Origin of the sequence: Roseibium sediminicola (genome assembly GCF_023156505.1) — a bacterium.
Classification (GTDB): domain Bacteria; phylum Pseudomonadota; class Alphaproteobacteria; order Rhizobiales; family Stappiaceae; genus Roseibium; species Roseibium sediminicola.
Genome location: NZ_JALNMJ010000002.1, coordinates 268,392 through 281,255, shown reverse-complemented (window position 1 = coordinate 281,255; position 12,864 = coordinate 268,392). Strand labels below are relative to the sequence as shown.

Here is a 12,864-nt window from a genome sequence, read left to right as displayed (position 1 = left end):
GCCGCAGGCGCTCTCGGTTTCCTGCAGATATCCGGACACAAGCGAACCGAAAGAGCTTCCATGAACCTGACTCTGAGCGACATCCTGGCGGCACAAAAGACAATCGCCGGCAAGGTTGTGCGGACACCACTGCTGCCCTCCCGGCACCTGAGCGCTGTCACGGGCGCGCCGTTTTTCCTGAAGATGGAGACGATGCAGCCGACCGGTGCCTTCAAACTGCGTGGCGCAACCAATGCCGCACAGAACGTTCCGGAAGGAACCCACACACTGACCTGCTGTTCCACGGGCAATCACGGCCGGGGCGTTGCTTATGCCGCCCGAAACCTCGGGCTGAAGGCCGTGATCTGCATGTCGTCGCTGGTGCCGCAGACCAAGATCGACGGGATCAAGGCACTTGGCGCGGAGGCCCGCATCGTCGGCTCCAGCCAGGACGACGCCCTTGCCGAGTGCCTAGCTCTGGCTCAAGAAGACGGGATTGCCGAAATCTCCCCCTTTGACGATCCATTCGTTATTGCCGGTCAGGGCACGGTCGGTCTGGAGATTCTCGAAGAAGTCCCGGACCTCAAGACCCTGCTCGTGCCGTTGTCCGGCGGCGGGCTTGCGGCCGGCGTCGCGCTGGCAGCCAAGACCATCACCCCCTCCATCCGCCTGATCGGCCTGACCATGGACCGCGGCGCGGCGATGAAGGCGTCCATTGACGCCGGCCATCCGGTCGAGGTGCCTGAGGTGGCGAGCCTTGCCGATTCCCTCGGCGGCGGTATCGGCCTTACCAACAAACTGTCCTTCCGCATGTGCCGGGATCTGCTCGACGACGTGGTTCTGGTCACCGAAGAGGAAATCTACCGGGCAATGCAGGTGCTTTATTACGAAGACAGCCATGTGGCGGAAGGAGCCTGTGTCGTCGGCATCGCCGCGTGCCTCTCCGGTAAACTGACGGGTCTCACAGGCCCCGTCGCGACCATTATCACGGGCCGGAATGTCGATATGGACCAGTTCACCAGGGTTGTGACCGGCCAGGACATCAAGCTCGGCGACTATCACCTCAAAGGAGCTGCCTATGGCGCATGAAATCAAGCTGGTCACAGAGGCGGAGCTGCGCCGGACTGTGCATCTCGACCTTGAGGCGATCGATTGTGTCGAAGAGGCCTTTGCCAAACTGGCAACCGGCAATGTGGTGATGCCACCGGTCCTGTCGATGGCCCTTCCCGACGTCAACGCAGAAGTCGACGTGAAGACGGCATACGTGCCGGGCCTGGAAGGCTTTGCGCTGAAGGTCTCACCGGGATTTTTCAGCAATCCGTCCCTTGGATTGCCAAGCCTCAACGGCCTGATGGTGCTGCTGTCGGCGAAAACCGGTCTGGTCGAAGCGGTGTTTCTGGACAACGGCTACCTGACCGATGTGCGCACGGCCGCCGCCGGGGCGGTCGCCGCCCGTCATCTCGCCCCCTCCAATGTGTCGACCATCGGCATTCTGGGCACCGGCGTGCAGGCCAGGCTGCAGCTGATTGCCGCCGCCAAGGTCCGCGCCGTCGGCAGGGCCCTGATCTGGGGCCGGGACACTGACAAGGCCAGCCGGCTGGCCGCGGAGATGAAGACGGCTCTCGGCATCGATGTCAGCGCCTGTTCAGATCCTGCGGACCTGGTTGCGCAAAGCCAGCTCGTCATCACAACCACCCCGGCCAGGGAGCCGGTCCTGAGCGCCGACTGGCTGCACCCGGGTCTGCACATCACAGCCATGGGCTCCGACCAGGAAGACAAGAACGAACTGGACCCGAAGATCCTGGCATGCGCCGATGTGCTTGTTTGCGACCGCATCAGCCAGTGCGATAAGCTGGGCGAGTTGCGCTCAGCTCTGAAAACCGGGGCACTCAAAGGCACGGATACCGTTCGTGAACTTGGCGATGTCATTTCCGGATCTGCGCAAGGCCGCCAATCCGAAGACGACATCACCGTCTGTGATCTCACCGGCACCGGCGTCCAGGACACGGCCATCGCCACGCTTGCGCTTGGCAAGGTCAAACGGGCCAATGCCGGCACCACCGTACTCGCCTGACATAGAAGGCCCTCATGCTGAAACTCGATAAGCGGGATCTGGAAATCCTGAGCGTGCTGACGCGCGAAGGACGGATCTCGAAAGCCGACCTTGCCAAGCGCATCAATCTCAGCCCGAGCCCATGCTGGAAACGGCTGGAGCGGCTGGAAAAAGGCGGCGTCATCCAGGGCTACGCCGCCACAATTTCCCTGAGAAACCTGGCACCGCATGTCACCGTCTTCGTCACGGTCGAACTGGAGCATCACCGGGCCGAATATTTCCAGAAATTCGAACGGGTGATCCGCGACTGCGACGAGGTCGTTGCCTGCTGGGCGATCGGTGGCGGGCTGGATTACCTGTTACAGATCGTTGCCCGCGACATCGACGCCTACCAGCGATTCATGGACGGGCTGCTCGACCGGGAGCTCAGCGTGGTGCGCTATTTCACCTATGTGGTGACAAAGCCGGTCAAGCAGAGCGCCGCCCCTCCCCTGGACAAGCTGCTCGCGGGGTTCCTGGGAACGGAATCGGACGAAGATAGCCTCGACTAGGAACGGATCCGGTTGTTCCTCCCGAAACTTTGGTCATTTCGTTCCCGCCCGCGCGTCTAACCTCAAGCCCAGACAACAGAAGGGCTTCGCCATGCAAAACCTGTCTCTCGCGGATGCTCCGCTTGCCAACGACCTGTTCCGGCAAATCGCCAACCGGCATCTTGTGCGCAGCTTCGGCTATGTCGGCGGACGCTGGCAAGATGCGGAAGACGGCTCGGTTTTTTCCGTCACCGATCCGGCCGATGGCAGCTGGCTGGGTGACGTCACCAGGATGACCAGCGCGCAATCTTCCGCGGCCGTAGACACGGCCAACGAGGCATTCGCCGCATGGGCAGCCCTGTTGCCGCAGGAACGCGCAGCGTTTTTGCACAGATGGCACGCGCTGATCCTGGAGAACAAGGAAGACCTGGCGCTGATCATGACGCGCGAACAGGGCAAACCCATTTCCGAAGCGCACGGCGAAATCGACTATGCCGCGTCCTTCATCGAGTTCTATGCCGAAGAAGCCAAACGGCCGAACATTGAAAGCATCACGTCTCATCTTGCTGACGCGGAGATGGAAGTCTGGCGCGAACCGCTCGGTGTCGCCGCCCTGATCACGCCCTGGAACTTTCCCTCAGCCATGATCACGCGCAAGGCCGCTGCCGCGCTTGCTGCCGGCTGCACGGTGCTGGTCCATCCCTCCGAGGAAACCCCGTTTTCGGCGCTGGCCCTTGCGGAACTGGCCGACCAGGCCGGCCTGCCGGCCGGCGTCTTCAACGTCCTGCCAGGCAAGGCGCCGGAGATTGTCGCGCCGTGGATGGAAGACGACCGTGTCCGGGCCGTCTCCTTCACCGGTTCGACCGAAATCGGCCGTCTGCTCTACCGCCAGAGCGCCGACACAGTGAAACGCCTTGTGCTGGAACTCGGTGGCCATGCGCCTTTCATCGTCTTTGCCGACGCCGATCTCGACCATGCCGTCGAACAGGCAATCGCCGCCAAATTCGCGACTTCCGGCCAGGATTGCCTTGCGGCGAACCGGTTGCTGATCGAACGTCCGATCTATGAGGCCTTCTGTGAGGCCTTCGCGCGGCGGACGGCAGAACTCACTGTCGGCGCCGGCCTTGACGATCCTGATATCGGACCTTTGATGCATGAGCGGGCTGTCGCCAAACAGGAAGCCCAGGTCAAGAACGCCCTCGATCTCGGGGCGAAACTCCTGATCGGCGGCAAACGCCATGACGCCGGGACGCTCTTTTTCGAGCCAACCGTTCTGGCCGATGTTCCGGCCGACGCAGCAATCTTCCGGGAGGAAACCTTCGGACCGGTTGCCGCTATCGCCCCCTTCGACACGGAAGACGAGGTGATCAGCCGGGCAAACGATACGGAGTATGGCCTGATCGCTTATCTCCACACCCAAGATCCCCGGCGGATCTACCGGGCCAGCCGGGCACTGCAATACGGCATGGTTGCCGTCAATCGGACCAAGGTGACCGGCTACCCGATCCCCTTCGGCGGCGTCAAACAGTCCGGCCTTGGCCGCGAAGGCGCCAGATACGGTCTTGAAGCTTTCACCGAAATCAAATTTGTCTGCAGGGACTGGCGCTAAGCCGCCCTGCCCTCACCAAGAAGGAAACCCTCATGCTGAAGAACGATCAACTGGATGCCTGGGACCGCGACAACTTCTTTCATCCGTCGACGCATCTGGCCCAGCACGCCCGCGGCGAAAGCCCGAGCCGGATCGTTACCGGTGGCAGCGGTGTCTACATCGAGGACCGGGACGGCACCCGCCTACTCGACGCCTTTGCCGGCCTCTACTGCGTCAATGTCGGCTACGGCCGCAGCGAAATCGCCGACGCGATTGCCGAACAGGCCCGGGAACTCGCCTATTACCACGCCTATGTCGGCCATGGCACCGAAGCCTCGATCACGCTGGCCAAGATGGTTCTGGACCGCGCCCCGGACAACATGTCCAAGGTCTATTTCGGACTGGGTGGATCCGACGCCAACGAGACCAACGTCAAGCTGGTCTGGTACTACAACAACATTCTCGGCCGTCCGGAGAAAAAGAAGATCATTTCGCGCTGGCGCGGCTATCACGGCTCAGGCCTGATGACCGGCTCGCTGACCGGTCTGGAGCTGTTTCACAAGAAATTCGACCTGCCGCTCGACACCGTGCTGCACACGATCGCTCCGGACTATTTCCGCCGGGAAGACCTGTCCATGTCCGAAGCAGATTTCGTCGCCCATTGCGCGGCTGAACTGGAGGCGCTGATCGCGCGCGAAGGTGCCGACACCATTGCCGCCTTCATCGGCGAACCTGTTCTCGGCACCGGCGGGATCGTGCCGCCGCCGGCCGGTTACTGGGAGGCCATCCAGCCGATCCTGAAGAAACATGACATCCTGCTGATCGCCGACGAGGTCGTCTCGGGCTTCGGCCGCCTCGGCAGCATGTTTGGCTCCGCGCATTACGGCATCGAGCCGGATTTCATCACCATCGCCAAGGGCCTGACTTCCGCCTATGCGCCGCTGTCCGGTTCGATTGTTTCCGACAAGGTCTGGAAGGTCCTGGAGGACGGCACTGACGAATTCGGCCCGATCGGTCATGGCTGGACCTATTCCGCCCACCCGATCGGCGCTGCCGCCGGCGTCGCCAACCTGAAGCTGATCGATCAGCTTGGTCTGGTGAGCAATGCGGGCAAAACCGGTGCCTATTTCAAGACGGCGCTGAAGGACGCACTGGGCGCTCACCCGAATGTGGGTGACATCCGTGGTGAAGGTCTGATGTGCGCGGTAGAATTTGTCGCCGACAAGGACAGCCGCACCTACCTGGACCCGGCCGCCAAGACCGGTCCGCAGATCGCCGGTGCGCTGCTGAAGGAAGGTGTCATCGGCCGGGCGATGCCCCAGGGCGACATTCTCGGATTCGCTCCGCCGCTCTGCATCACCGAAGGTGAAATCGACAAGGTGGTCGCGGCAACCGTCAAGGCAGTCAACGACGTGCTTTAACCCAACCGCACTGAGTTTACAGGCAACGGCCGCCCATCGGGCGGCCGTTGTTGTTTGTGGCGGGCATCCGCCTGTAAGCTTTACCGACGATTGCTCCGAATCTTGTTTCGAGGAAGCCCATGTGTCTGCAGCTATTTGATCTTTCCGGCAAAACGGCACTCGTCACCGGGTCTTCCAGGGGCCTCGGCCGGGCCTTTGCCGAAGGGCTGGGCAAAGCCGGCGCCAGGATCATTCTCAACGGGACCAACGAGGTCGGGCTGGCCAAGACGGCCGCAGCACTTGGCGCAAACGGGCTGGATGTCACCACCGCGGCTTTCGACATCACCGATGAAACTGCCGTGAAAGGCACTTTTGACAAGTTCGACAAGGACGGCGTTACGGTCGATATTCTGGTCAACAATGCCGGCATCCAGTTTCGCAAGCCGATGCTGGAACTGGAAACCGCCGACTGGCAGCGCGTCATCGACGTCAACCTGACGGCGGCCTTCGTGGTCGGGCGGGAGGCTGCCTGCCGGATGAGCAGTCGCGGGTCCGGCAAAATCATCAATATCGGCTCGGTGATGTCCACGGTGGCGCGTGCGACGATCGCACCCTATTCGGTTTCCAAGGGCGGCATCAAGCTGCTGACACAGGCGATGGCGGCCGAATGGAGCTCGATGGGCATCCAGGCCAATGCCATTGGCCCCGGCTACATGGAAACCGACATGAACGAAGCCCTGATTGCGGACCATGATTTCAACGCCTGGGTCAAGAGCCGCACCCCGTCACGGCGCTGGGGCGCGCCTGAGGAACTGGTTGGCACCGCCATCTTTCTGGCTTCGAACGCCTCGAACTATGTCAGTGGACAGATCATCTATGTTGATGGGGGCATGACGTCGGTCTTGTAAGCGGCAACCAACGCCCGGTTCAGCCGAGCTGCGATCAACCCGCCTTTGCAGGCTGGCCCATGATCGCCGGGACAACCTGCTCCGGCGGCCCCATCATGGCGATCTGTCCGGATTTCAGCACCACCACCCGATCCGCCAGTTTCATGTGGCTGGGGCGCTGGGTGTTGATGATCACCGTGGCCTTGCCTTTGAGCGCCTCGACCATCGCCATGAATTTCTTGTCACCCTCGAAATCGAGATGCGTACCCGGATTGTCGAACAGGTAAAGCGGCACGGACTTGACGAAGGCGCGCGCCAGAACGATCCGCTGCTTCATGTTGTCCGGAATCTGCTTCAACAGTTCGCCGTTCAGCCGGGTTTCCAGACCGTCAAAGTGCTCGTCCAGATAGGAAAGCAGACCGAGCTGTTCCGTGATTTCAATCAGGCGGGCATCGCTTGCGCCCGGCTCGGCCATCAGCAGGTTCTGCTTCACGGTGCCGTAGAAGAAGTCCAGGTCGTCCGGCGCATAGCCGATCGCAGCGCGCCATTCGGCGGCATCCAGCTGGCGCACGTCGAGACCGTCGAACAGGATCGAGCCGACCTGAGGCTGGAACAGGCCGATGATGGCCTGGAACAAGGCCGTCTTTCCCGAACCGCTCGGGCCGGTGATGGCGACCAGTTCGCCTTCCTTGACCGTCATTTCGAGGCCCTTCAAGGATGCCTCGGTTGCGCCTGGATAGCGCAGCACAAGTGAAGACATCTTCAGGTCGCCCTTGATGTCACGTGCGATCTTCGGCAAGTGGCCCGGCTCGCGCTCGAGCTGCACCTGCATCAGATTGTTGATCTGCTCGACGACCGTACGGCTCTGAGCCAACTGCGTAATGCTGAGGAACGCCTGGTTCATCGGGTTCAGCACCCGCCAGCACAGAGCCATCGTCGCGATCAGCGCGCCCAGGCTCATCTCACCTTCCATCACCTGCATGGCGCCGATGCCAAGCACCAGCACACCGCAGATCGTCATCAAGGTCTGCGACACGGTCTGCAGCACATGGGTAATGTTGCGCGCGTGAATGTTAAGCTTGTTGAACTGCGTCGACAGGATCGAGAACCGGTCCAGCCAGATGTCTTCCACGGAGAGGTTCCGCAGTGCCCGCTGGTTGCGGAAGGTCTCGATCATGAAGCTGTTGAGCCTGGATTTCTGCTCCCCGACTGCGGCCACTTCCCGCTGCACCTTGGGCAGGACATAGACCGCCATCAGCGCGTAAATGCCCAGCAAGGCAAGCGGCGGCAACGCGACCGGCCCGCCGATCAGGAATAACGCCAAGATGAAGATCAGCGTGAACGGGATATCGACAATGGCGTTGAACAGCGAGCTTTGGAAGATATCGCGAACGCTGTCGAAATAGCGCAGCCGCATCACCTGCGTGCCAATGGGTGCCTCGGACAGCATGGAATACGGCAAATGCAGGATCCGTTCGAACGTCTTGTTGCCGACAATCGCGTCGATCCGGCCACCCAGATAGGATTGCAGCCAGGTTTTCGTGCGCCGGAGCGCAATCTCGCACAGAAGAATGATGCCGATGCCGACCGCCATGGTCAAAAGCACTTCGGTTGACTTCGCGCCCATGGCCTTGTCGTAGATCGCCATGATGAACAGTGGCGGGCCAAGCGCCAGGATGTTGAGCACGAAACCGAGAGCCAGTATGGCATAAATGCTGGTGCGGAACCGTTTCGAAACGGATGAGAACCAGCTTCTGCCGTTCTGCACATTGCTCTGCTCTTCGGTGTCCTCGAACGCCAGATAGATCTGCCCGGCGGCGATTTCGGCCGGCGACAGGATCACCGCTTCGTCCATGTCGCCCGAATAGGCCCGCAATTCACCCGTTTCGGTTTTGCCGACAATGACCTGCAGGTCCTTCGGCGTGACCCGCAGGCACGGGAAATGGGTCTGGTTCAGTTCACTCGGCCGTCCGCGAAAGAGTTCGGTCTTGACGTTGAGCCGGGTCAGAACGGTTCGAAGATGCTGAAGTGTTTCCACGCGATCGAAATGCGGCATGGCTTCGAACAGGAGCCGGTCGTTGCCCTGCCAGCGCATCTCACGCAACAGCGGCACAAGACAGCGTTCCGCCGCGGCCGCGCCTTCCCGCGCGTGGCCGAGCCGGGTATGAGCGCCCGAGTCGGGCTCAAGTTCCGCGGACAGATCCTGCCATTGCCGGTGAACGGCGTTTTCGCCCATCTGTGCGTCGTCGAGGTTGAAGAGAGGCCTGCTCACGCCGGTTGCCTCACTTGCTGGCCGGTTTCTGCTTGTCCGGCCGCACCCTGTCCTGCCTGTTGAAGGCTGTGCAGCGCGCCGTCGCGCAATTCATACTGTTGGTCCGCCACGGCCAGCATGGAGGGCCTGTGAGAGATGATCACGACGGTCAGGTAGCCTTTCAGCCGGGCGAGCGCGTCTGTCAGGCCTTTTTCCGCCTGCTGGTCGAGTTGCGCGTTGGCCTCGTCTAGAATCAGGATCTTCGGCTCGCCAGCCAGCGCCCGGGCAATGCAGATCCGCTGCAGGGTGGCTGTCGGCACCTTGCCGCCGAGATCCGAACCCAGCTGGGTTTCATAACCGCGCGGCAGAAGATGGATTTCCTTCTCCAGGCCGATCAACTTGGCGGCCATGCGGGCATGGGCAATGTCGGAGACGGCGCCGAACATGGTGATGTTTTCCAGGATCGTGCCGTTAAAGATGGCCGACTGGTTGTCGACGTAAGCCACAGTCTTGCGCAGCGCCTGCTGATAGCCCCCCTCATAGGACAGACCGCCGATGGCAACCGAACCACTTGTCGGCACAAGTTCTCCGGTCAGGATCTTCATCAGGGTGGATTTGCCGCTGCCATCGGCGCCCCGGAAGCCGACAGACTGGCCGGAGCCGATGGCCAGGTTGATATCCTGGAGAATGCTGCGACCGCCCTCACCTACCTCAACGGAGACGTTGTCCAGCCTAATGGAGCCGTCTGTCTCAAAGGGCAGAGGCTCTTGCGGCGCCACTTCCGGCAACTCGAACAGGTCCTGAACCTGATGATAGTCGTGTTTGAGACGCTGCATATCGGTCAGCTGATTGATCGCACGCAAAAACGGCTGCACGAATTGGCCCGACAACAAGGTGCTGGCAGCAACGCCGCCGACACTGAAATTGCCATTTATTGTCATCAGTGCGCCGAACAGAACCACGAACACCGTGGTCAGAATACCGAACAGAGCCGATGCGTCCCGCGCCTGGCCAGACAGACGCATGTATTTGGCGCTCAAGTCTGCCGTCGCCCGCTGCAGACGCTCGAAACGCCGCATGATCAGGGCCTCCATGGCCTGAGACTTGACGGTCTTGGCGCCGGACAGCACTTCCAGAATGAAATCGGACTTGCGGTCATCCTGGTCCGCCCTGTCGGAGACGACCTGCTGGAGCTCCCGGTTCCGGTGCAGCGCGAACAGCATGAAAACCGCCAGCAGACATACCGGCACAAGCGCCAACGGACCGGCAATGAAGATCAGCACGGCAAGGAAGATACCGCCGGCAGGCAAGTCAATGGCAAGCAATCGCCGCTGATCTCCATAATGGTCGGCGATCGATTGCAGGGAGCGCAATTGGTGGACCTGGACAGAGACCGGTGTTTTGGCGAATTGCGTCGGCTCTGCGTCGAGCACTCGCCGAAACAGCTCCGTATGGGCCTGGTGGTTGAAGCCCGCCCCAAGGCGGCCGACCACTGCCGCGCGTGAAATCTTGATGCAGGCATCTGCGACCAGCACACCCGAAACGCCAAGCATGAGCACCAAAAGCGTGTCGGTCGAGGCATTCGGCAGGACCCGGTCATAGACCTGCAGAATGGCGAGCGGCATTGCCAGGCTCAAAATGTTTGCAAAAACAGACGCGACGACGACATCGCGCGGCAATCCGGGCGAGGATATCCACTTTCCTGTCGGCGAGTGCCTGACCCGCATTCGGGGCAGGAAGAAGGATGAAAAAACCGAATTCAGCATTACCAGGCCAGAATCGAGTAGCTACTCGTTCAAACTGTTCTGATCGGGTTTAAAAAGCGTTTACCTTACGAGCCAATTTCAGAATTTTATTAGAACTAAACTCCAGAAACTAAGGGGAATTTTCCTCTTTATTAAGGACAGCAACGTTCATTGGCATGATCGGAAATTGTGCGGATGTGCGACCGAAATGGCAAGAGATACTGAGAACCGCGAAGACAAAGACGCCGCATCGAAAGATGGCGGCTCTACCGAAACCAGATCGACTCTGAATTCAGAGAGCGCTCTGCATTCGGGCCTTCTTGACGATCGCGACCAACATCTCGACAAGGCGCATGACTATCATCTTGACCAGGACATGGGTGAAACCATGGAGCAGGTCAATGCCAACCTGCATCTAGGCAGCCAAACCGAAGAACAACCCTACGGTCTGGAAGAAACCCCGGGCGGCGGCCAGCAGAACGGCGACGCCATCGACCTGTCGCCGACCATGTCCGGGAACCATGAAGACATCCTTGCAACTGGCGAAACCGCCGCGCTGCAGTCTGTCGCGGCCGGTGCGTTGCCGGTCGAGGAAACCGGCTCCGACACGTCTTCGGCCTCAAATGGGTCTTTTTCAGATCCCGCCAATCGTCTGAACGGATCGAACCAGCCGGAAACCAATGGCTTTGGACTTGAACCGAACGCGCGCGGGTCTGCACAGGTTCAGGAAAGCCAGGCGCGCAGCACCGAAGCGGCACCCTCCGAAGACGACACGCCTGAAGAAGGCGAAGTTGAGTCCGATCTGTCCGCCGTGACCGATATCAACACCGCCGTGGACGTGGTCGACGAGGATGCCGGGATCGGCGCCGACACGGGCATTCGCGCCTCAGCCGATGTGGCCGCCGGCGCGACCGTGACCTATAGCCTGCTGGACGACGCGGGCGGCCTGTTCTCGATCGACCCTGAAACCGGCATTGTCACGGTCGCGGGCGCGCTCGACGCAGAGGCGGCCGGCAATCACCAGATCGTCGTCCTGGCAACAGCCTCCGATGGCGAAACCCAGACCGAAACCTTCACCATCACGGTGCGCGACGTCAACGAATATGACGTCAGCCCGATCAGTACGGTCGGTACCGTGGCCGATGAGATCTCGGAACATGCCGAGGGCGGCAGCGAGACAGGTATCCAGGTCAGTGCGACCGACCGCGATGTGTCGGACACGGTGACCTATGCCATCGACGACCCACGTTTTGATATCGACGCTCAGGGCATCGTCAGCATTGCGGAAGGCGCCACCTTCGATGCGGAGACCGAAGGCTCGGTCTCCTTTACGGTCACCGCCACCTCGACCGACGGCTCCACGTCCGAACAAACTTTCACGCTGAAACTCGCTGACGAAAACGAATATGCGGTTTCGGATCTGGCGGATAGCGACGCGTCTGCAAACACCATTGCCGAAGATGCAACGGCCGGCACTCAGGTCGGCGTCACCGCCCTGGCCACCGACGCCGACGCTACTGACAGCGTCTCCTACTCCGTCGACGACAGCCGTTTCACGGTGGATTCCGACGGTGTTGTCACCGTCGCCGACGGCGAGTCGTTCGATGCGGAAACCGAGGGTTCCATCGACATCACCGTGACGGCAACGTCCACAGATGGGTCCACTTCGACAGAGACCTTCACCATCTCTGTTTCCGATGTCGACGAGTATGACGTTTCAGCCGTCACCGACAGCGACGCCACGGCCAACACCATCGCCGAAGACGCAACGGCTGGCACTCAGGTTGGTGTCACCGCACTTGCAACCGACGCGGATGCCACAGACAGTGTTTCCTATTCCGTCGATGACAGCCGCTTCACCGTGGACACCGACGGTGTTGTCACTGTGGCAGACGGTGCAAGCTTTGACACAGAGACCGAGGGTTCCATCGACATCACCGTGACGGCAACGTCCACGGATGGCTCGACCTCAACCGAGACTTTCACGATCTCTGTTTCCGACGTGAATGAAAGCGACGTCTCCGCCGTCACCGACAGCGACGCTTCGGCCAACACCATCGCCGAAGACGCAACGGCCGGCACGCAGGTCGGCGTCACCGCGCTCGCGACCGATGCAGACGCTACCGACAGCGTCTCCTACTCCATCGACGACAGCCGCTTCTCGGTGGATGCCGACGGTGTTGTCACCGTCGCCAGCGGCGCCAGCTTTGATGCGGAGACCGAAGGCTCCATCGACATCACCGTGACGGCGACGTCCACGGATGGTTCGACGTCCACAGAGACTTTCACGATCAGCGTCTCTGATGTGAATGAAAGCGATGTCTCAGCCGTCACCGACAGCGACGCTTCTGCCAACACCATCGCCGAAGACGCAACGGCTGGCACCCAGGTTGGACCCACGGTCGGCAACGCAGAAGCCGCTACCACAACC

At 61.0% G+C, this 12,864-nt stretch carries 10 protein-coding genes; 8 read left to right on the top strand and 2 right to left on the bottom strand.

Annotation, left to right across the window (positions count from 1 at the left end; all coding sequences use genetic code 11):
- The first annotated feature begins 60 nt into the window (after positions 1-60).
- The 6 genes from eutB to M0H32_RS04255 all read left to right on the top strand — a co-directional run bounded on the left by eutB (position 61) and on the right by M0H32_RS04255 (position 6,458).
- Positions 61-1,068: a hydroxyectoine utilization dehydratase EutB gene (eutB, locus tag M0H32_RS04280; RefSeq protein WP_248151112.1), complete on the top strand. Its 1,008-nt coding sequence runs from the start codon at positions 61-63 to the stop codon at positions 1,066-1,068.
- A complete protein-coding gene (locus M0H32_RS04275) occupies positions 1,058-2,053 on the top strand; it encodes a cyclodeaminase (protein ID WP_248151109.1) in 996 nt (331 codons plus the stop codon). Before eutB ends, M0H32_RS04275 begins: the two co-directional genes overlap by 11 nt.
- A gap of 14 nt (positions 2,054-2,067) precedes the next feature.
- Positions 2,068-2,583, top strand: coding sequence for an Lrp/AsnC family transcriptional regulator (locus tag M0H32_RS04270; RefSeq protein WP_248151106.1), 516 nt, complete (start codon positions 2,068-2,070; stop codon positions 2,581-2,583).
- 91 nt (positions 2,584-2,674) lie between these two features.
- On the top strand, positions 2,675-4,171 hold the full coding sequence (locus M0H32_RS04265) for an NAD-dependent succinate-semialdehyde dehydrogenase (RefSeq protein WP_248151103.1): 1,497 nt from the start codon (positions 2,675-2,677) through the stop codon (positions 4,169-4,171).
- 32 nt (positions 4,172-4,203) lie between these two features.
- Positions 4,204-5,571 (top strand): aspartate aminotransferase family protein, encoded by a 1,368-nt coding sequence (locus M0H32_RS04260; protein ID WP_248151099.1) that lies wholly within the window; start codon positions 4,204-4,206, stop codon positions 5,569-5,571.
- 119 nt (positions 5,572-5,690) lie between these two features.
- Complete coding sequence (locus tag M0H32_RS04255; protein WP_248151096.1) at positions 5,691-6,458, top strand: SDR family oxidoreductase; 768 nt, start codon at positions 5,691-5,693, stop codon at positions 6,456-6,458.
- 34 nt (positions 6,459-6,492) lie between these two features.
- On the opposite strand, the gene M0H32_RS04250 is transcribed toward M0H32_RS04255, so the two are convergent.
- On the bottom strand, positions 6,493-8,709 hold the full coding sequence (locus tag M0H32_RS04250) for a peptidase domain-containing ABC transporter (protein WP_248151094.1): 2,217 nt from the start codon (positions 8,707-8,709) through the stop codon (positions 6,493-6,495).
- Positions 8,706-10,313: a peptidase domain-containing ABC transporter gene (locus M0H32_RS04245; RefSeq protein ID WP_248151091.1), complete on the bottom strand. Its 1,608-nt coding sequence runs from the start codon at positions 10,311-10,313 to the stop codon at positions 8,706-8,708. Before M0H32_RS04245 ends, M0H32_RS04250 begins: the two co-directional genes overlap by 4 nt.
- Between M0H32_RS04245 and M0H32_RS04240 the strand changes: the two genes are divergently transcribed.
- A complete protein-coding gene (locus tag M0H32_RS04240) occupies positions 10,300-10,497 on the top strand; it encodes a hypothetical protein (protein WP_248151085.1) in 198 nt (65 codons plus the stop codon). The two genes, M0H32_RS04245 and M0H32_RS04240, sit on opposite strands and share 14 nt — an antisense overlap.
- A 144-nt stretch (positions 10,498-10,641) precedes the next feature.
- Positions 10,642-12,864, top strand: a 2,223-nt coding sequence (locus M0H32_RS04235; protein ID WP_248151082.1) for a cadherin domain-containing protein, incomplete at its 3' end; no start/stop codon positions are given.

Bases quoted from the DNA above. Each gene is read 5' to 3' on its own strand.
- eutB (WP_248151112.1), top strand. From the start codon at position 61: ATGAACCTGACTCTGAGCGACATCCTGGCGGCACAAAAGACAATCGCC.
- M0H32_RS04275 (WP_248151109.1), top strand. From the start codon at position 1,058: ATGGCGCATGAAATCAAGCTGGTCACAGAGGCGGAGCTGCGCCGGACT.
- M0H32_RS04270 (WP_248151106.1), top strand. From the start codon at position 2,068: ATGCTGAAACTCGATAAGCGGGATCTGGAAATCCTGAGCGTGCTGACG.
- M0H32_RS04265 (WP_248151103.1), top strand. From the start codon at position 2,675: ATGCAAAACCTGTCTCTCGCGGATGCTCCGCTTGCCAACGACCTGTTC.
- M0H32_RS04260 (WP_248151099.1), top strand. From the start codon at position 4,204: ATGCTGAAGAACGATCAACTGGATGCCTGGGACCGCGACAACTTCTTT.
- M0H32_RS04255 (WP_248151096.1), top strand. From the start codon at position 5,691: ATGTGTCTGCAGCTATTTGATCTTTCCGGCAAAACGGCACTCGTCACC.
- M0H32_RS04240 (WP_248151085.1), top strand. From the start codon at position 10,300: ATGGCGAGCGGCATTGCCAGGCTCAAAATGTTTGCAAAAACAGACGCG.
- M0H32_RS04245 (WP_248151091.1), bottom strand. From the start codon at position 10,313: ATGCCGCTCGCCATTCTGCAGGTCTATGACCGGGTCCTGCCGAATGCC.